The organism is Micromonospora sp. CA-244673 (assembly GCF_050948395.1).
Taxonomy (GTDB): domain Bacteria; phylum Actinomycetota; class Actinomycetes; order Mycobacteriales; family Micromonosporaceae; genus Micromonospora.
Window position 1 is genome coordinate 5,801,113 of sequence record NZ_CP192019.1, and the last position, 18,954, is coordinate 5,820,066.

An 18,954-nucleotide genomic window follows, 5' to 3' on the forward strand; every position below is an offset into this window, starting at 1 on the left:
CTAGTGTGCCCGGCATGACCTCTCCGGACGCTCTCGTGCGGGTCGCCACGGCCCGTGGGGTGACCACCCTCACCCTGGACAGCCCGCACAACCGCAACGCGCTCTCCACCCCGCTGATGACCGAGCTGCTGGCCGGGCTGGCCGCGGCGGTCGCCGACGACGCGGTCCGGGCCGTCGTGCTGGACCACACCGGCCCGGTGTTCTGCTCCGGGGCCGACCTGAAGGAGACGGCCGCCGCGTACGCCAGCGGTTCCGTGCCGGCCGGGATGCTGGGCGACGTGCTGGTCGCGGTCCGGGAGTGCCCGAAGCCGGTGCTCGCGAGGGTGGCCGGGCCGGCGCGGGCCGGCGGGCTGGGCCTGATCGCCGCCGCGGACCTGGCGGTCTGCGCCGAGGAGGCCACGTTCGCCTTCACCGAGGTCCGGATCGGGGTGATCCCGGCGGTGATCTCGGCGACCGTGCTGCCGCGGCTGCACCCCCGGGCCGCCGCCGAGCTGTACCTGACCGGCGACACGTTCGACGGCCGGCGGGCCGCCGAGATCGGCCTGGTCACCGCCGCCGTGCCGGCGGACGCGCTGGACGACGCCGTGGACCGGTACTGCGCCTCGCTGGTGAAGGGCGCACCGAAGGCCCTCGCCGGCACCAAGGAGCTGCTGCGCCGCCCGGCCGCCACCGACCTGCGCGCCGAGATCGCCGAGTTGGCCGCGCTCTCCACCGGGTACTTCCTGTCCGAGGAGGGCCGGGAGGGCGTCCTCGCGTTCCGGGAGAAGCGGCCCGCGGCCTGGGTGCCCGCCGCAGACTGAGGCCGGAGGTGCGGGGTCGGCTACGGACCGTGAGGCATCCGGTCGGCCGACCCGGGGACGGGAGTGGGCGACGTACGCTTGGCGGGCTGTCGGGACTGGGGGTGCGGGTGCGAACGCGAGCGGCGATCGTGGCATCGGGTGTGGTGGTGGCGGTCCTGGCCCTGCTCGGCGTGTGGTTCGTCGCGAAGCAGTTCGGGCACCAGCTGCGGCTGCCGATGGCCAGCCGGACCTGCACCGTCAAGGCCGACGGCGAGGTCGTGCTCAGCGCCGACCAGATGGCCAACGCGGCCACCATCGCGGCCATCGGGGTGCAGCGCAAGATGCCGGAGCGGGCCGTGGTGGTGGCGCTGGCGACGGCCTACCAGGAGTCGCACCTGCGCAACATCGCGCACGGCGACCGGGACTCCCTCGGCCTGTTCCAGCAGCGCCCGAGCCAGGGCTGGGGCACCCCCGACGAGATCCGCGACCCGCGCTACGCGGCCAAGAAGTTCTACGCCGCGCTGAAGAAGGTCAAGGGCTGGGAGAAGCTGCGGGTCACCGAGGCCGCCCAGCGGGTCCAGCGGTCGGCCTACCCCGAGGCGTACGAGAAGTGGGCGGACGAGTCGCAGGTGCTCACCCGCGCCCTGCTGGGGAACGCGACCGGGGCGGTGGCCTGCACGGTCGGCCCGACGCCGACGATGCGCGGCCCGGCCGCCGCCAGCGCCCTGATGCAGAGCCTGGCCCTCGACTGGGGCCTGCCGGAGCTGAGCTCGGGCACCGACCTGACCGGGCTGACCGTGCCGGCCGCCGACAGCCGCAACGGCTGGCGGTACGCCCACTGGCTGGTCTCGCACGCCGATGACCACGGGGTGAAGCTGGTGCGGTTCGGCGGCCTGGAGTGGACGGCCGAGCAGGGCACCTGGGCCAAGGTGAAGGGCGACCCGGCGACCCAGGTGCTGGCCGAGGTCTTCGCCGCGGCCTGACCCGGCGCGGCCCGGGCCGGCCCGAGCGGTCGGGGTGGTCAGCCGGCGGCGGCGCCGAGGCGGCGGCGGACCTTGGCCCGCACCGACTCGGGCAGCTCTGGCACGTCGAGCAGGCGCGGCAGCAACTCCGGTTCGAGGGTGGTCGCCCGGAACACCTGGCCGATCGTCACCCCGTGCGCCGGCCGGTCGACCACCTCGACGGGGTCGCCGGCGCCCACGTCACCCTCCCGCAGCACCCGCAGGTACGCCCCGGGCGCACCCCGCAGGGTGAACCGCTTGATCAGGTCGGGCACGCCCCAGAAGCCGACGAAGGTGGTGCACGGGGTGCGCGGCTTGGTCACCTGCAGCAGCGCGGAGCCGACCGCCCAGCACTCGCCGATCACCGCGCCCGTGACGTCCACCGCCCAGGTGGTGAGGTTCTCGCCGAAGGCGCCCGGCCGCAGGGACCGGCCCAGCTCGCCGGCCCACCAGCCGGCGTCCTCCTCGGCGTACGCGTAGACCGCCTGGTCGGGGCCGCCGTGGTGGGCCCGCTCGCCGATGAAGTCCCCGGCGACGCCGGCGAAGCGGATCTCCACCCGGCCGTCGACGGGCCGCTTGTCGATACCGCTGCGACCGCTCGGGTCGCCCGCCCACTCCGCCTCGGTCACCCCGCCGATGTTCACCGCCGCCAGCCTGCCCGTCATGGCGGTCAGCCTAGGTGCCGCCGCCGGGTGCGGGAAAACGGGTTCCTCCCGGCACCCGGCGGACGGGTCAGCCCTTGACCGCGCCGGCCACCAGGCCGGACACCATCCGGCGCTGGACCAGCAGGAAGAAGACGATCACCGGCAGGGTGAACAGCGTCGAGGCCGCCATCACCGAACCCCAGGCGGTGTCGTCCCGCCCGAAGAAGAACGTCATGGCCACCGGCAGCGTGTACTTGCTCTGGTCGTTGACGAAGGTCAACGCGAAGATCAGCTCGTTCCAGGCGGTGATGAAGGAGAAGATGCTGGTGGCCACCAGGCCGGGCGCGACCAGCGGGAAGAGCACCTTGCGGAAGGTCTGGGCCCGGCTGGCCCCGTCGATCGCCGCCGCCTCCTCCAGCTCCTTGGGCACCGCGGCCACGAAGCCGCGCAGCATCCAGACCGCGAACGGCAGCGAGAAGCCGAGGTAGGTCAGGATCAGGCTGGGCAGGGTGTTGTAGAGCCCGAGCCGCTGGATCATCAGGAACAGCGGGATGACCAGCGCCTCCAGCGGGATCATCTGCACCACCAGCAGCAGGATCAGGAAGGTGGTGCGCAGCTTGAAGCGGAACCGGGCCACCGCGGTCGCGGCGAGCAGCGCGACAAGCCCGCTCAACACCACGGTGGCCACCGCGACCAGCGCGCTGTTGAGGAAGAAGTCCGTGAAGGTCACGCCCGGGATGAGGTTGCCGGTGAGGATCTCCCGGTAGTGCTCCAGGGTCGGCTCCGCCGGGACCGGGCGCGGCGTGGCCGAGAAGATCTCCTTGTTGGGCTTCAGCGAGGTGGCGACCATCCAGTAGACCGGGAAGGCCGCGAAGAGCGCGACCAGCAGGCCGGCGCCGTTGAGGGCGATCTTCTTCACGACTCGTCCTCCTGCCGGAGCACCATACGGACGTACACGCCGGTCACCACCAGCAGGATCAGCGTCAGGATGACGGCGATGGCGGAGCCCAGCCCGTACTTGGGCGGCGGCGAGAACGCCTCCGCGTACGAGTAGATCGACAGCATGAACGTCGACCGGTCCTGGGTGCCGCCGGCCAGCACGAACTGCTGGGTGAAGACCTTGAAGTCCCAGATCGTGGAGAGCACCACGAGGATGCCGAAGACCGGCCGCAGCATCGGGAAGGTGACCGACCAGAAGACCCGCCACGGGCCGGCCCCGTCGACCCGGGCGGCCTCCTGCAGCTCGCTCGGCACGCTCTTCAGCCCGGCCAGCACGCTGACGGCGATGAACGGGAACGAGTGCCAGACGACCACGAGGGTCAGGATGCCGAAGAAGAGCAGCGGGTCGTTGAACCAGCCGTAGCCGGTCCAGTCGCTGCGCCCGAACAGGGCCGTGGAGAGCCCGTCCGGAAGCTTGTTGAACAGCCAGGTCACCAGGCCGCTGGTGTCGTCGAAGATCCACTTCCAGACGATGGTGCCGGTCAGCGCCGGGGTGGCCCAGGCCAGCATCACGCAGCTCGCCACGAAGGTGGCCATCTTCCTGCCGAGCCGGTTGAGCAGCAGCCCGACCAGGGTGCCGAGGATCATGGTGAGCACCACGTTGGCCACGGCGAAGAGCACGGTGTTGCGCAGCACCGTACGGAAGAACGGGTCGCCGAGGATCTGCGCGTAGTTGGCCAGGCCCACCCACGGCCACTCGCGGTCGCCCCGCAGCTGCCGGACGCTGTCCAGCTTGTAGAAGGACATCATCACGACCTGGCCGAGCGGCCAGAGCAGCAGCACCGCGATGATCGCCAGGCAGGGCAGGAGCAGCAGGTACGGAAGGCGGTCCACACGGCGGCGCCGCCGCGCGGGGGTCTCCCGCGCGGCGGCCTCGCCGGTGGCCTCGGTCAGCGTGGTCACTTGGCGTTGAGGATGCTTTCCATCTCGGTGGCCGCGTCGGCGGTGGCCTTCTCGACCGTCTTCTGGCCCTTGATGACCGAGCTGTTCATGGCCTGGGTCACCGTCTTGGTCCGGCTCACCTCCACCCACTTCGGGGTGAGCGGGGTCAGCTTGGTGTTCTGCATCGTGGTGGCGAACGCCGCCATCACCTTGTCGTTGGCGTAGTTGCCGCCGCCGACCAGGTCCTTGTAGACCGGGAAGAAGCCGAGGCTGCTGGCGAACTCCTGGTCCTTCTGCTTGCTGAGCAGCACGGTCAGGTAGTCCCAGGCGAGGGCCTGCCGCTTGCTGTCCTTCCAGAGGGCGATGTCGGAGCCACCGGCGAAGGCCGGGGCGGCCTTGCCGTCCGGACCCGGGATCGGGAACGTGCCCCACACCTTCTCGATGTCGGGGTTGTCCTTCTTCATCGCGCCGCCCTGCCAGCTACCGGCGAATGCCATGGCGGCCTTGCCGGTGGCGAACTGGGTGCGGGCGTCGACCTCGTTCCAGGCGGCGGCGGCCGGCGGGGCCACCTTGTGCACGGTCACGAGGTCGGTCCAGAACTTGACCGCCTTCTGCGCCTCCGGCGTGTTGTAGCCGGACTTCCAGCTGTCGCCGTCCTTGGTGGCGATCTCCGCGCCGGCCGCCCAGAGGAACGAGTAGAACGGCAGCTCCGAGTTGCCCGGTAGGGCGATGCCGTAGGTGCCCGGCTTCTTGGCCTGGACGGCCTTCGCGGCGGCGACCAGCTCGTCCCAGGTCGTCGGCGGCTTCACGCCCGCCTCCGCGAACCAGTCGGTGCGGTAGTAGATGGCCCGCACGCCGGCGTACCACGGGACGCCGTACTGCTTGCCGTCGAGCTGGGCGTTCTTCACGAGGTCGGGAAGGATGTCCTTGCCCTCGGACCAGCCGTTGAACTTCTCCGTGACGTCGGCGAGGGCCTCCTGCGCCGCCCAGCCCTGCGTCTCGGTGTTGCCCAGCTCGGTGACGTCGGGTCCCTCCCCGCCGGCGAGCGCGGCCTGGAACTTCTTCGGCGCCTCGAGCCAGGGGATGTACTGCACCACGACGTCGGTCTCGGGGTGCTTCTTCTTGAACTCCGCCTCGACGCCGTCGAGGAACGCGGTCTGGGCGTCGCCGCCCTCACCCATCATCCAGACCGTCAGCTTGCTGTTGTCGCCGGCCTTGTCGTCGTCGCCCGAGCCACCGCACCCGGAGAGCACCATCGCGGCCGAGGCCACGATGGCGGTGACCGGGGCCAGCCGCTTCCACCTGTTCACGCCATATCTCCCTCGGGGCGTTTGGCATTAACCTTCTCCGCCGCACCTTAGTAGGAAAATTTCCTTTACAACAGGGGGTACTCGCGGCGGGCGGCCGAGGCGACGGTATCGCAGCCGGACGCCCGGGCGGCAGGGGTGCCGTCCGGGCAGCTCAGGGTGAAGACGGAGGCGGGCGCCCGACCGATTGGTCGGGCGCCCGCCGGCGCACTTGGGGGATGGGGTCAGTAGCGCGAGACGCCGCGGCGGCGCCCCACACCGGCCACCAGGGCCACGCCGATGGCGGCGAACAGGACCTGCAGCAGCAGCTCCCGCCAGTCGATGCCGGCCGTGTCGGCGAAGCCCGACGCCCGGGCGACGATCGTGCCCAGCAGCGCGGCGCCGACGCCGATCAGCATGTGCAGCCACATCGGCATGTTCTGGCGGCCCGGGACGACCAGGCGGCCCAGAGCGCCGACGATCAGACCAACGATGAGCGCGGTGATGATGCCCCAAACGGTGAGCTCCACGGTCGCCCTCCTTCTTCTGAATGAGTCACACGATGTCGTGTGGTTCCTGTCGTGACCGCTAAGTTCCCGACCCGCCGAAAATCCAAACCGACTCCGGTGACGAATTGCTCGCAACGGCTCTGAGCTGGCATTTCCTGGCCGGATCCGGGCGCGGGGAAAGGGTTTTGCCGGCCCTTCGCGGCTGACCGCGTTCAATGCCCGAACGCCAGCGGGCGCCCGACCTGTCGGTCGGGCGCCCGCTGAGGCGCTTGGCGAGGTGCGTCAGTAGCGCGAGACGCTGCGGCGGCGACCCACGCCGGCCACCAGGGCCACGGCGATGGCGGCCAGCACGACCTGGACCAGCAGCTCCATCCAGTCGATGCCGGAGGTCTCGGTGGCGATGCCCATGGCGCGGGCCAGGACGGTGCCCAGCAGCGCGGCGCCGACGCCGATCAGCATGTGCAGCCACATCGGCATGTTCTGGCGGCCCGGCACGACCAGGCGGCCCAGCGCGCCCACGATCAGACCAACGACGAGCGCGGTGATGATGCCCCAGACGGTGAGGTCCACGGTCTTCTCCTTCTAAGAAGTTTCACACGGTCTGTGTGGTTCCTGTCGTGACCGCTAAGTTCCCGACCCGCCAAAAAACGAAACCGGCCCACCCCCGGGCCGCCGCGCGCCGTTTCGCGCCCCCGACGGTGATCGCGCAGGTGGGAGCGGTCCCGGGCCGCCCGCCCGGAAGAAAAAAATCTCCGGGTACGCGCAACGGCCAGCCCCCCGCCCGTGCGGGGAGCCGGCCGTCGTCGGCGCGGAGGCGTTACTTCTTGCCGGCGGCCTTGCCGTCGCCGGAGTCGGAGGAGAGCGCGGCGATGAAGGCCTCCTGGGGAACCTCGACCCGGCCCACCATCTTCATCCGCTTCTTGCCCTCCTTCTGCTTCTCCAGCAGCTTGCGCTTCCGGCTGATGTCACCGCCGTAGCACTTGGCGAGCACGTCCTTGCGGATGGCGCGGATGGTCTCCCGGGCGATCACCCGGCTGCCGATGGCCGCCTGGATGGGCACCTCGAACTGCTGGCGCGGGATCAGCGTGCGCAGCTTCGCCGCGATCGTCGTGCCGTAGTTGTACGCCTTGTCCTTGTGCACGATCGCGCTGAACGCGTCCACCGGCTCGCCGTGCAGCAGGATGTCGACCTTGACCAGGTCGGACGCCTGCTCGCCGGAGGGCTCGTAGTCCAGCGACGCGTAGCCCTTGGTGCGGCTCTTGAGCTGGTCGAAGAAGTCGAAGATGATCTCGGCCAGCGGCAGGGTGTAGCGCAGCTCCACCCGGTCGGCGGAGAGGTAGTCCATGCCCATCAGGCTGCCCCGGCGGCCCTGGCACAGCTCCATCACGGCACCGACGTAGTCGTTCGGGGTGAGCACGGTGGCCCGCACCGTCGGCTCGTACACCTCGGCGATCTTGCCGGTCGGGTATTCGCTCGGGTTGGTCACCACGATCTCCTCGCCGTCCTCCTGCATGGCGCGGTAGACCACGTTCGGCGCGGTGGAGATGAGGTCGAGGTTGAACTCCCGCTCCAGCCGCTCGCGGATGATCTCCAGGTGCAACAGGCCGAGGAAGCCGCAGCGGAAGCCGAAGCCGAGCGCGCCCGAGGTCTCCGGCTCGTAGACCAGGGCGGCGTCGTTGAGCTTGAGCTTGTCCAGCGCCTCACGGAGGTTCGGGTAGTCGGACCCGTCGATCGGGTAGAGGCCGGAGTAGACCATCGGCTTCGGGTCCTTGTAGCCGCCGAGGGCCTCCTTCGCCGGGTTGGCGTTGATGGTGACCGTGTCACCCACCCGGGACTGGCGGACGTCCTTCACGCCGGTGATCAGGTAGCCCACCTCGCCGACGCCGAGCGCGTCGGCCTTCACCATCTCCGGGGAGATGACGCCGATCTCCAGCAGCTCGTGGACGGCGCCCGTGGACATCATCTTGATCCGGTCCCGGGCGCTGATCAGCCCGTCGATCACCCGGACGTAGGTGACCACGCCGCGGTAGACGTCGTAGACCGAGTCGAAGATCATGGCGCGGGCCGGGGCGTCGGCCTTGCCGACCGGCGGCACGAACTGCCGGACGATCTCGTCGAGCAGGTGCGGCACGCCCTCACCGGTCTTGCCGGAGACCCGGATGCAGTCCGCCGGGTCGCCGCCGATCAGGTGGGCCAGCTCCTCGGCGTACTTCTCCGGCTGGGCGGCCGGCAGGTCGATCTTGTTGAGCACCGGGATGATGTGCAGGTCGTTCTCGAGCGCCAGGTAGAGGTTGGCCAGCGTCTGCGCCTCGATGCCCTGGGCGGCGTCGACCAGCAGGATGGCGCCCTCGCAGGCCGCCAGCGACCGGGACACCTCGTAGGTGAAGTCCACGTGGCCCGGGGTGTCGATCATGTTGAGCACGGCGGACTCGCCGGCCCGGTCACCCTCCCGGATGGTCCACGGCATCCGGACGGCCTGGCTCTTGATGGTGATGCCGCGCTCGCGCTCGATGTCCATCCGGTCGAGATACTGGGCGCGCATCTGCCGGGGGTCGACCACGCCGGTGAGCTGCAGCATCCGGTCGGCCAGGGTCGACTTCCCATGGTCGATGTGAGCGATGATGCAGAAGTTCCGGATGCGCGCCGGGTCGGTGGCACCAGGAGCGTTCGCGCCGGGATCGAGCGTCGGTGGCACAGCGGTCCGTTCTGGTCGGCTGACGTGAGCGGGCCGGCGCGCCGCCGGCCCCCTCTATGCTCCCACGTCGCCCGGGGCGCGCCGGTGCTCCCCCGGCACTCCTCCGGCGTCACTCCTCGGGCGGCTCGACGAAGAGCGCGGCGAGCTTCGGCAGGTGGCGTCGCGCCTCGTCCTCGTCGTCGAAGTCCCAGAAGTCGTTCAGGTCCGGCGCCCGGACCGGCTCGCGGTCCGCCGGCAGGTCGGCCGCGGTGGCCTTCCGGTACGCCTCCCACGGCACCGCCAGCATGTCCTCGCACTCGAACTCCTCGCCGCTGAGCGCGGCGGCCCGGACCTGCGGCAGCTCCGCGAGGGAGTCCGGCTCGGCGACCGCCCGGGCGAACACGGCCCGGCCCTGGGTCATGAGCCAGCCCCGGAAGTATTCGAAGCCGTCGTCCGAGGCGCCGCCGTTGATCAGGTACGCCGCGCCCCACAGGTCGACCTTGTACGACGCGGCGAGCACCCGCTGCTGGTGGTGGGCGTACCCGACGATCTCCTCCGGGTCCCGTTCGGCCAGCAGGGCGACCGCGCGGGCGGCGACCGCCGCGGGCTCGCCCCCGCCCCCGGCCCGGGCGCTGTCGATCAACTGCCAGAACTCGTCGGTCCTCATGGCCTCGCAGTCTGGCAGAGCGCACCGACGTCCCGGTGCGGCAACATGGGCGCGTGCCCGCCATGTCCCTGCCCCCGGTGCCGTACGACGCCACGGCCGACCGGCCGGACTGGGCCGAACTGCCGGCCGGGCTGCGTGCCGCGCTGGCCGCCCGGCTCGGCGGCACCCCGGTGACGGTCCGCCCGGCCGGGGCGGGCTTCACCCGCGGCTTCGCCGCCGTGCTCGCCGGCCCGTCCGGCGAGCCGGTCTTCGTCAAGGCGGCGGCCCTGGCCGAGCAGCGGCACCTGGTCGACTGGTACGCCCACGAGACCGCCGTCCTGGCCCGGCTGCCCGCCGGCCTGCCCGTCCCCCGCCCGCGCTGGGCGCTCACCGAGGCCGGCTGGTACGCGCTCGCCCTGGACGCGGTCAACGGGCACACCCCCCGGCTGCCCTGGGACCCGGCCGAGCTGGACGCCGCCCTCACCGCGTACGCCGAGGTGGCCACCGCGCTCGCCGCGCCGCCCGCGGACCTCGTCGCGCTCGGGCTGCCGCGCCTCGCCGACCTGGCCCGCGACGACATCCTCTGGTGGGGCGAGGTGGCCGCCGGCCGGGAACCCGCGCCGGCGCTGCCGCCCTGGGCCCCGCTGCCCGGGCTGGTCGCGCTGGAGTCCCGCCTCCCGGGGTACGCCGACGCCGCCCCCGGCCTGGCCCACTGCGACCTGCGGGTGGACAACGTGCTGCTGGACGCCGCCGGCCGGGCCTGGATCTGCGACTGGAACTGGCTCTGCCACGGGCCGGCCTGGTTCGACCTGGTCAGCCTGCTGATCACCGCACACGCCAGCGGCCTCGACGCGGACGCCGCCTTCGCCCGCCACCCGGCCGCCGCGGGCGCCCCGGCCGACGCGCTGGACGTGACCCTCGCCGCACTCGCCGGCTACTTCCTCACCGGCGCCGCCGCCGGCCCGTCCACCGCCTCGCCGCACATCCGCGCGCACCAACGCTGGAGCGGCGAGCAGGCGCTGTCCTGGCTCGGCGTGCGCCAGGGCTGGACGTGAGCGTGTTCCCGACCAGGGTGCCGGGCCGGGTTGAGCAGGGCGGACGCCCCGGGGCACCGGAGGCGTTTTGGCTCGCCGCCGGGCGACCTGGTAACCTGGCTTTTCGCGCGGCGATGACGCATGTCCGTCGTGCACGAAAGCAGACCAACCCGAGCTATCAAGACGAGGCTGTCGCGTGGCGAACATCAAGTCCCAGATCAAGCGCAACCGGCAGAACGAGAAGCGCCGGCTGCGTAACAAGTCGGTCAAGTCGTCGCTGAAGACCGCCATCCGGAAGTTCAACGAGGCTGCCGAGGCGGGCGACACCGAGAAGGCCACCACCCTGATGCGTGAGGCCACCCGCAAGCTGGACAAGGCTGCCAGCAAGGGTGTCATCCACGCCAACCAGGCGGCCAACCGGAAGTCGGCGATCGCCCAGCGCGTCGCCTCGTTCTCGGCCTGACCAGCGCCTAAGACCTGACCGGAAGCCCCGGGGGACCTCCCCCGGGGCTTCCGGCCGTCTGCGTTCCCCAGCCGACCGGCCCTCGGCCATCCACCGCCAGCCCACCCGGTTGATCATGAAGTTATTGCCCTGCACCTCGGCGTGTCGCGACAACAACTTCATGATCAACGCCTGAGGCGGCGCGGGCGCCGGCGCGGCGGTGGTCGGTCGGGGGCGGGTCAGCGGTACGGGTTGTGGTGGGTTGGCCGGGGGTCGCCCTTGCTCTGTGGGTCGGCGGGGTGGGCCGCCCGGAGCGTCGGGTCGCCGGCCAGAGTGACTCCGCCCGGCAGGGCCCGGGCCGTGGACGGCACGCTCGCCCGCCCGACGACCGGCTCCATCTGCCGGCGGAAGCGGTCCCGCTCCTGCTCCGGCACCTGCGCCGCGCCGCGGATCACGATCTCGGCGACCAGGTCGTTGAGCTTCACCATGGCCGCCACGGCCGCCGGCAGCACCAGCACGGCCCACCAGGTGACCAGCTCGGCGAGGGCGAGCAGCACGGCCAGCGCCACGGCGCCCTCGAAGAAGAGGAAGCAGAGCACGCCGCCCGGGTTGACGAAACGCAGCCCGAGGACCCGGGCGTAGAGCGGCCGGTACCGCTCCTCGTCCGCCGGGACCGTCGACCACGTTCGGGTCACCGGCCGCCACCCTGCCGCGCCGCGGCCACCGAGAACACCGCCCGCTCCAGCGCGTACGCCCGGTCGTCGGCACCGCCCTTGACCGCGGCGTTGCACTCGGCGGCCGCCCGCATGGCCTCCACGAGGCCCTCCGGCGTCCAGCCCCGGCCCTGCCGCTGGGCCCGCTCGATCTTCCACGCCGGCATGCCCAGGCTGCTCGCCAGCTGGTAGGGGCTGCCCCGCCCGGCCGAGGCGACCCGGGCCACGGTCCGCACGCCGTCGGCGAGCGCGTCGGCGATCGGCACCGGGTCGACACCGACGTGCAGCGCCCAGCGCAGCGCCTCCAGCGCCCCGGGCACGTCGCCGACCATCGTCGCGTCGGCCACGGTGAAGCCGGTCACCTCGACCCGCCCCCGGTAGTAGCGGGACACCGTGTCCGCCCCGATCCGCCCGTCGGTGTCGGCGACGAGCTGGGAGCAGGCGGCGGCCAGCTCACGCAGGTCGGCGCCGACGGCCGCGATCAGCGTCTCGGCCGCGTCCTCGGTGCACTTTCCGCCGAGGCGGCGGATCTCGTCCCGGACGAAGGCGACCCGCTCCCGGTGGCCCTTGAGCTTCGCCGCCGGCACCACTGTCGCGCCCGCTGCCCGCAGCCCGTCGGCGAACGCCTTGCCCTTGGCCCCGCCCAGGTGCAGCACCACGAGCTGCACCTCCGGGTCGGGGTTCTTCGCGTACCCGAGCAGGGCGGTGACCAGGTCCTTGCGGGCGTCCTGGCCGGAGCGGAGCACGAGCACCCGGTGCCCGCCGAACAGCGACGGGCTGAGCATCTCGGCGATCTCCCCCACCGCCAGCGAGCCGGCCTGGTATTCCCGCACGTCCACATCCGGGTCGACGCTGCGGGCCCGGGCGACGGCTTCGGAGACGGCTCGCGTGGCGAGCAGCTCCTCGTCGCCGAGAACGAGCAGAATAGGGGGCAGGCTGGCGGGGGTCACGTCGCCCATATTCGCACGGCCCCCGACCGGATCGTGCCTGCTCATCGAGGACTGTGACGGCAGAGCCCGCAGTCAGCGCAAATCCCGACATTCGAGTCGATCTATCAGCTATACCAACAAGCTCCCTCGATCGCCGGGAGATTTCCCGAACCGGTCTCACGGCCGCCGCCCCGGACCAATTCCCCGGGCCACCACCGCCAGCCCGGCGGCGCTGTGGACGGCCGCGACGTCGCCGTCGGTGTCGGTGCGCAGCACCCGTGCGCCGGCCCGGGTGAGCCGGTCCAGCAGGCCCGAGTTGGGGTGCCCGTAGTCGTTGCCGGCGCCCACGCAGACCAGCGCGACCGCCGGGCGGACCGCGGCCAGGAACTCCGGATCCTGGTACGCGGACCCGTGGTGGGCCACCTTCAGCACGTCGGCCCGGATCGCGGCGGCCGGCACCGCCTCCAGCAGCGCCCGTTGCTCCTCTGTCTCGGCGTCGCCGGGCAGCAGGATCCGCACCCCGTGCACCGTGGCGGCCAGCACCAGCGAGTTGTTGTTCGGGTCCGACCGGCTGCCGCGCAGCGGGTACGGCGGCCCGACGGCCACCAGCTCGACCGCCCCGGCCCGCCAACGCCAGCCCGCCGGCACCGGCGCCAGCACGCTCCCGCCCCGGCGCGCCGCGTCGCGTACCTGGGCGACCCCGTAGGGCGGCTCGGTCCACTGCGGGGTGGCCACCGCCGCGACCCGCCGGCCCCGGAACACCCCGGCGATCCCGCCCACGTGGTCGGCGTGGAAGTGGCTGACCACCAGGAGCGACACCTCGCGCACGCCGAGCCGGCGCAGGCACCCGTCCACCCCGGACGGATCCGGGCCGGCGTCGATCACCACCGCCCGACCGGCGTCGACCGGCAGCACCACGGCGTCCCCCTGCCCCACCGCGCACGCCACGATCACCCAGCCCGGCGGTGGCCAACCCGCGGCGAGCAGCCGGACGGGCAGCGTGCCGAGCACCACCGCGACCACGACGACCGCGACCAGCCGTCGCACCACCGGACGCCGCACGGCCACCAGCAGCGCCACGCTGACGGCGGCCAGCAGCACGGCGCCGGTCACCCCGCCCGGCCAGGGCAGCGTCCCGGCGGGCATCCCGGCGCCCTGCGCGGCCACCAGCACGAGCCAGCGCGCCGGCCAGCTCGCCAGCCAGGCGGCGAACTCGGCGCCGGCCGGCCAGACCGGCGACAGCACCGCCGCCGTCACGCCCAGCACGGTGGCGGGCGCGACCACCGGCACGGCCAGCAGGTTCGCCGGCACCGCGACGAGGCTCACCGTCCCCGAGATCCCCGCGATCACCGGACCGCAGGCGAGCTGCGCGGCCGCCGGCACCGCCAGCGCCTCGGCCAACCCGGGCGGTACGCCCCGCCGGCGCAGCGCGTCCCGCCAGCCGGGGGCGAGCAGCAGGAGCCCACCGGTGGCGCACACCGAGAGCGCGAACCCGGGGTCGCCGGCCAACTCCGGGTCGACGAGCACCAACACGGTGACCGCGGCGGCCAGGGCGGGCAGCGCGGCCCGGGACCGCCCGGTGGCGAGCGCGGCCAACCCGATCGCCCCCATCGCCGCGGCCCGGACCACGCTCGGGGAGGGCCGGACCAGGATCACGAACCCGACCAGGGCGAGTACGCACAGCGCGGCAGCCGTCCGCGGCCCGGCCCGGGCCCAGCGGGCGAGCAGCAGCACCGCCCCGACGACGATGGCCACGTTGGACCCGGACACCGCGTTGAGATGGGTCATGCCGGTGGCCCGGAAGTCCTCCTCCACCTCCGGCGGCAGCCGGCTGGTGTCCCCCACCACGAGGCCGGGCAGCAGCCCACCCGGCGCGTCGGGAAGCGGCGCGCAGGCCCGTTGCAGCCCCGTGCGGAGTGTGCCCGCCGCCCGCTGCGCCCACGGGGCGGCACCGTGCCGGCTCGGCGGCCCGGTGGCCGACAGCACCGCCGCCGTCAGGTCCCCGCCGCGCGGGGCCGACAGCCGACCCCGAGCGGTCGCCCGCTGCCCCGGCAGCAGCGTGCGCCAGGCCGGATCGGTCGCCAGCACCAGGCCGCGCACCGTGCCGGTGACCTGGCGGCCGGTGGGGTCGGTGAGCCGGCTCAGGTCGGCGAGCACCAACAGGGTGGCGGGGCGGCCGGCGGCGCCCCGGATCGGGCGGGGGTCGTCGCGGACCACCAGGTCGGCGGTGACCAGGGTTCGGTCGGCGAGGAGTGCCCGCACGGGGCCGGCGTCGCGGACCGCGACGCGGGCGGCGGTGGCGGTCGCGCCGCAGACCACCCCGAGCAGCACGGCGACCGCGATCCAGCCGTGGCGGCGGACCGGGGCGGCCGGGCGGCCGAGCAGGCCACACAGGTGGGTGGCGGTGAGGAGGGCCAGGACCGCGGCGACGGCGGCCAGGGTGGCGCTCGCCGTCGCGGTGAGATGCAGGCCGGCCAGCGCGGCGAGCCAGGCGGCCACGGCCAGCCCGGCCAATCTCAGGTCGGGCACGTCGCCGACCGTCGCGCCGCCGCCTCCGGCCTCCGGTCCGCCTCGACTGCCGAGGTCCCGCTCCGGTTCGGAGATGCGCCGGCCGTTCACACCGTCACCAGGTCCTTGAGCTGCTCGTACCGGGCGTCGCCGATGCCGTCGACCTGGCGCAGGTCCGAGACCGACCGGAAGCCGCCGTGCTGGTCGCGATGGTCGAGGATCCGCTGGGCGAGCACCGGACCCACGCCGGGCAGGGCGTCGAGCTGGGCCAGGGTGGCCGTGTTCAGGTTGACCGGGCCGCCGCCCGGCGCGGCGCCACCGGCGGCGGGTCCACCACCGGCCGCCGGGCCGGCCGGGGCGGCCTGGCCGGGCGCCGCGCTGACGCCGACCAGGATCAGCTCGCCGTCGGTCACCTTGCGGGCCGGGTTGAGCAGGGCGACGTCGACGCCGGGCAGGGCCCCGCCGGCCGCCTCGATGGCGTCGGCCACCCGCGCACCGGCCGGGAGGCGGACGAGGCCGGGGCGGCGGACCTTGCCGGCCAGCGCCACCACCACCTGGCCGGTGGAGGCGGTGGGCGCCGGCGCGGAGGTCTCCGGTGCGCCGGCCGCCGCGACCGGACGGACCGGCTCTGCTTGTGGCCGGGAGCGCCAGGCCCAGACTCCGGCGACCAGCACCACGACGACCGCCACGGCGGCGAGGGCCCGGACGCCTCGCCGGCCGGGATCGAAGGCGCCCGGCCCGGGCAGCCGGGACGCCAGAGAAGGGCGCCCGCCGGTCTCGTCGGCAGCGCCCCCAGGTTCGTGCCCGCGTCGACCACCTTCGCCCTCCACCGGCAGGGCCTCATCGGTAATGCTTGTCAACGGCCGCCTCCCGCCCGCGTCAGGGTCCGGGTTCATCCGGCCCGAATCGGGCGGGCGGCCGGACGGACGCACGGGAACGGAACCCGCGACCGCCGCGAGTGGTCGAAGATCGGCGAAGAAGGCCTGCTGCGAAGCCCATGGCGGGTCAGGGTCGAGATCCCAACCGAGCTGGGAGCCCTCCGCCGGCATGGCGGCACCGGCGGGCGGGGCAAGACCGTCGACCGGCTCGAACAGCCGGGACAGCCGCCGCCGTACCGTCGTCTCCTCGTCGTCTGGCACGGCTGGAAGCTACGGCGCCAACCCGGCCTGGGGCGGACGTCAGCGCTCGCCTGTGGACGACGAACAGCCTTGTGGACGACCCCCCGGACCATCCCCATGTGTGCTACCCGGGCCCTTGTGGGGCAGGCGCCGGGACGTCGCGACCGCCCCGTCCCGTTGATAATGGTCGACATGACGGTCCGATACGCCGAGGTGCTCCGCCCGCTACGAGAGGCGTACGACACGCGCGCGGCATGGCGTGAGGGGCTCACCAAGGAGCCGTGGAAGGTAGCCGAACGGCAGGCGTTTCGTGACCGGCTGGCGGCGGGCGCGCGGCTGCTGGAGATCGGTGCCGGCACCGGACAGGACAGCGCCTGGTTCCAGCGGGAGGGCTTCGGCGTTGTCGCGGCTGACCTCTCGCCGGCGATGGTCGAGCACTGCCGGGCCAAGGGCATCGAGGCCCACGTCATGGACTTCCTGCGGCTGGATTTCCCGGCCCGCTCGTTCGACGCGGTGTTCGCGATGAACTGCCTGCTGCACGTGCCCAACCAGGACCTGCCCGCGGTCCTGGCGGCGATCCGGGCGATCCTGCGCCCCGGCGGGTTGTTCTTCGTCGGCGTGTACGGGGGCACCGAGAGCGCCGAAGGCCCCATCAGCGACGACGAGCACGAGCCGCCGCGCTTCTTCTCATTCCGCACCGACGAGCAACTGCTCACGTTCGCCGCCGCGTCGTTCGACGTCGTGGACTTCCATCCCGTGGACGTCGGCCGCGGTTACCGGTTCCAGTCGCTGACGCTGCGCCGCCCGGACCTGGGATAGCGACCCGCACACTGAAACCCGGATCACGGTCCGGTGACCAGACCACCTTCCAGTGTGCTCAGTCCGCCTCCGGATCCAGGCCGAGCGCCGCCCGGCCCCCGTCGACCGGCAGGGTCACCCCGTTGACGAAGGCCGCTCCCGCCGACAGCAGGAAGGCGACCACCTCGGCGACCTCCCCGGTACGCCCGATCCGGCCCGCCGGGTGCAGCCGGGCGAGTTCCGCCCCGACCCGGTCCGCTTCGGCCGGGTCCAGGCCGGCCAGGTACGCGGCGTGCCGCTCGGTGTGGATCGAGCCGAGCGCGACCGCGTTGGTGCGGATCCCCCGGCCGCCGTAGTCCACGGCGAGGGCCCGGGTCAGCCCCTCGACGGCCGCCTTGGCGGTGGCGTACGGCAGGGCGCCCGGCACGGCCCGGCGGGCCTGGTGGGAGGAGACGTTGACGATGGCGCCGCTGGTGCCGGCCGCGAGGAACCGGCGTACGGCGGTGCCGGCGCCGACCACGGCAGGGCGCAGGTTGGCGGCGATCAGGTCGAACACCTCCCCGGCCGGCGCGCGGTGCAGGGCGGCGTCCCGGAACACGGCGGCGTTGTTGACCCAGCCGGCGAGCCGGGCGGCCGCCTCGGCGAGGTCGGCGGCCCGCCCGGTGACGTCCTCGTCGGCGGCGTCGCCGGCCACGGCGCGCAGCCGGTCGGCGGCCGGATGCCCGCCCACCCAGTCCAGCGCGGCCTCGTCCCGCTCGACGACGACCACCGTGCCACCACCGGCGGCCAGCCGCTCAACGATGGCCCGCCCGACGCCCCGGCCCCCGCCGGTCACCACGTAGGACAGTGCGCTCATCCGGCCACCCGAGTCCCGGCAATCCTGGCGAGTTGCCGTTCGAGAGGGACGGAAACTCGCCAAGATCCGACAATTCGGGGCGCGGCAGCCAGTCGTCTTCCCCGCCGGGTCGGCGAAGGAGCGGCAAGCCAGGGCCGCGGACTCGCCCACCCCGCCGAGCTCGCGCCGACCCCACCGAGCACGGCGGCGACCAGGGCACCGCCCACGCCGACCAGGGCGGCAGCTGCGGCAGCGGACACGGTCATGGGCGGCGGTGGAGGACGACGCAGGCGAGGCCGGGGCCGGCGTGCGCGGCGACCACCGCGCCCGCCTCGGAGACGTACGTGTCGTGCAGCCGGTCGCCCAGCCGTTCGGTCAGCGCCGCGAGCAACTGCTCGGCGCGCTGCGGCGCGGCCAGGTGGTGCACCGCGAGGTCGATGTCGGCGTCGCCGGCCGCCTCGACCGCGAGGTCGACCAGGCGGGCCACGCCCCGGCTGGCGGTCCGGACCTTGTCCCGCACCACGATCGCGCCGTCGGGCATGTGCATGATCGGCTTGACCGAGAGGGCGGTGCCGAGCAGCGCCTCGGCGGCGTTGATCCGGCCGCCCCGGCGGAGGAACTCCAGCGTGTCGACGTAGAAGAAGATGGTGGTGCGGTCGACGGCGTCGAGCGCCGCCCGGCGTACCCCGGACAGGTCCGCGCCCTGCGCGGCGGCCGCGGCGGCGGCGAGCACCGGGAAGCCCAGGCCCATGCCGGTGGAGCGGCTGTCGACCACGGTGACCCGGTCGTCGCCGACCTCGGCGGCGGCCAGCCGGGCCGCCTCGACGGTGCCGGAGAGTTCGGCGGAGAGGTGCACGGAGACGACCCCGTCGGCGCCGGCGGCGAGCAGCTCCCGGTAGACCTGGGCGAACTGTTCCGGGGCGGGCCGCGAGGTGCTCACCGTGACCCGCCGGCCGCTGAGCGCGCGGGTGGCGTCCTCCGGGAGCGTCTCGACGCCTTCCAAACCTTCGGCGCCGTTGAGCACGACGGTCAGCGGGACGACGGTGAGCCGGTGCGCGCGGACCAGCTCGGGTGGCAGGTAGGCGGTGGAGTCGGTGACGACCGCGACGGGCATGCCCGGCACGCTAGCCGATCTCACGGCGGCGCGCCGGGGCCGA

19 protein-coding genes are annotated in these 18,954 nt (G+C 73.4%); 5 read left to right on the forward strand and 14 right to left on the reverse strand.

Features of this window, described 5'->3' with window-relative positions; translation table 11 throughout:
- Positions 1–14 precede the first annotated feature (14 nt).
- Both ACQP12_RS26525 and ACQP12_RS26530 read left to right on the forward strand, forming a co-directional pair.
- Positions 15–800 carry an enoyl-CoA hydratase-related protein gene (locus tag ACQP12_RS26525; protein WP_433282871.1) on the forward strand — a complete coding sequence of 262 codons (786 nt, stop codon included), beginning with the start codon at positions 15–17 and terminating at the stop codon, positions 798–800.
- Between the two features lie 101 nt (positions 801–901).
- Complete coding sequence (locus ACQP12_RS26530; protein WP_357939126.1) at positions 902–1,762, forward strand: hypothetical protein; 861 nt, start codon at positions 902–904, stop codon at positions 1,760–1,762.
- A 38-nt stretch (positions 1,763–1,800) separates the two neighbouring features.
- Here the strand turns inward: ACQP12_RS26530 and ACQP12_RS26535 are convergent, their stop codons facing one another.
- The 8 genes from ACQP12_RS26535 to ACQP12_RS26570 form a co-directional block, all read right to left on the reverse strand.
- The gene (locus tag ACQP12_RS26535) at positions 1,801–2,445 is read right to left on the reverse strand and encodes an MOSC domain-containing protein (RefSeq protein WP_433282873.1); all 645 of its coding nucleotides are present in this window, start codon (positions 2,443–2,445) and stop codon (positions 1,801–1,803) included.
- Positions 2,446–2,512: 67 nt separating this feature from the next.
- Positions 2,513–3,343, reverse strand: coding sequence for a carbohydrate ABC transporter permease (locus tag ACQP12_RS26540; protein WP_357939122.1), 831 nt, complete (start codon positions 3,341–3,343; stop codon positions 2,513–2,515).
- Entirely contained in the window at positions 3,340–4,326 is a 987-nt protein-coding gene (locus ACQP12_RS26545) for a carbohydrate ABC transporter permease (protein ID WP_433282875.1), read from the reverse strand. Before ACQP12_RS26545 ends, ACQP12_RS26540 begins: the two co-directional genes overlap by 4 nt.
- Positions 4,323–5,615, reverse strand: a complete 1,293-nt coding sequence (locus ACQP12_RS26550) for a sugar ABC transporter substrate-binding protein (RefSeq protein ID WP_357939117.1) — start codon at positions 5,613–5,615, stop codon at positions 4,323–4,325. Before ACQP12_RS26550 ends, ACQP12_RS26545 begins: the two co-directional genes overlap by 4 nt.
- Before the next feature lie 221 nt (positions 5,616–5,836).
- Positions 5,837–6,121, reverse strand: a complete 285-nt coding sequence (locus tag ACQP12_RS26555) for a GlsB/YeaQ/YmgE family stress response membrane protein (RefSeq protein ID WP_091269914.1) — start codon at positions 6,119–6,121, stop codon at positions 5,837–5,839.
- A 261-nt stretch (positions 6,122–6,382) separates the two neighbouring features.
- Positions 6,383–6,670 carry a GlsB/YeaQ/YmgE family stress response membrane protein gene (locus ACQP12_RS26560; RefSeq protein ID WP_357950471.1) on the reverse strand — a complete coding sequence of 96 codons (288 nt, stop codon included), beginning with the start codon at positions 6,668–6,670 and terminating at the stop codon, positions 6,383–6,385.
- A 247-nt stretch (positions 6,671–6,917) separates the two neighbouring features.
- Positions 6,918–8,795, reverse strand: a complete 1,878-nt coding sequence (lepA, locus tag ACQP12_RS26565; RefSeq protein ID WP_357950474.1) for a translation elongation factor 4 — start codon at positions 8,793–8,795, stop codon at positions 6,918–6,920.
- Between the two features lie 109 nt (positions 8,796–8,904).
- Positions 8,905–9,441 (reverse strand): DUF4240 domain-containing protein, encoded by a 537-nt coding sequence (locus tag ACQP12_RS26570; RefSeq protein ID WP_433282878.1) that lies wholly within the window; start codon positions 9,439–9,441, stop codon positions 8,905–8,907.
- Between the two features lie 62 nt (positions 9,442–9,503).
- Here ACQP12_RS26570 and ACQP12_RS26575 point away from each other — a divergent pair, with 62 nt between their 5' ends.
- Entirely contained in the window at positions 9,504–10,475 is a 972-nt protein-coding gene (locus tag ACQP12_RS26575) for a phosphotransferase family protein (RefSeq protein ID WP_433289464.1), read from the forward strand.
- A gap of 175 nt (positions 10,476–10,650) precedes the next feature.
- Complete coding sequence (rpsT, locus tag ACQP12_RS26580; protein ID WP_151464914.1) at positions 10,651–10,917, forward strand: 30S ribosomal protein S20; 267 nt, start codon at positions 10,651–10,653, stop codon at positions 10,915–10,917.
- A gap of 218 nt (positions 10,918–11,135) precedes the next feature.
- Here the strand turns inward: rpsT and ACQP12_RS26585 are convergent, their stop codons facing one another.
- The 4 genes from ACQP12_RS26585 to ACQP12_RS26600 form a co-directional block, all read right to left on the reverse strand.
- The gene (locus ACQP12_RS26585; protein ID WP_433282880.1) at positions 11,136–11,591 is read right to left on the reverse strand and encodes a hypothetical protein; all 456 of its coding nucleotides are present in this window, start codon (positions 11,589–11,591) and stop codon (positions 11,136–11,138) included.
- The gene (gene holA, locus ACQP12_RS26590; RefSeq protein ID WP_357950482.1) at positions 11,588–12,568 is read right to left on the reverse strand and encodes a DNA polymerase III subunit delta; all 981 of its coding nucleotides are present in this window, start codon (positions 12,566–12,568) and stop codon (positions 11,588–11,590) included. The genes ACQP12_RS26585 and holA overlap by 4 nt, the downstream gene beginning before the upstream one ends.
- Before the next feature lie 147 nt (positions 12,569–12,715).
- A complete protein-coding gene (locus ACQP12_RS26595; RefSeq protein WP_433282882.1) occupies positions 12,716–15,067 on the reverse strand; it encodes a ComEC/Rec2 family competence protein in 2,352 nt (783 codons plus the stop codon).
- Between the two features lie 86 nt (positions 15,068–15,153).
- Positions 15,154–15,942, reverse strand: a complete 789-nt coding sequence (locus ACQP12_RS26600) for a helix-hairpin-helix domain-containing protein (RefSeq protein ID WP_433289466.1) — start codon at positions 15,940–15,942, stop codon at positions 15,154–15,156.
- A 405-nt stretch (positions 15,943–16,347) separates the two neighbouring features.
- Between ACQP12_RS26600 and ACQP12_RS26605 the strand changes: the two genes are divergently transcribed.
- On the forward strand, positions 16,348–16,983 hold the full coding sequence (locus ACQP12_RS26605; RefSeq protein ID WP_433282884.1) for a methyltransferase domain-containing protein: 636 nt from the start codon (positions 16,348–16,350) through the stop codon (positions 16,981–16,983).
- Positions 16,984–17,041: 58 nt separating this feature from the next.
- Here ACQP12_RS26605 and ACQP12_RS26610 read toward each other — a convergent pair whose 3' ends face one another.
- Both ACQP12_RS26610 and ACQP12_RS26615 read right to left on the reverse strand, forming a co-directional pair.
- A complete protein-coding gene (locus ACQP12_RS26610; RefSeq protein ID WP_433282885.1) occupies positions 17,042–17,818 on the reverse strand; it encodes an SDR family NAD(P)-dependent oxidoreductase in 777 nt (258 codons plus the stop codon).
- 241 nt (positions 17,819–18,059) lie between these two features.
- Entirely contained in the window at positions 18,060–18,911 is an 852-nt protein-coding gene (locus ACQP12_RS26615; protein WP_433282887.1) for a DegV family protein, read from the reverse strand.
- Positions 18,912–18,954 lie beyond the last annotated feature (43 nt).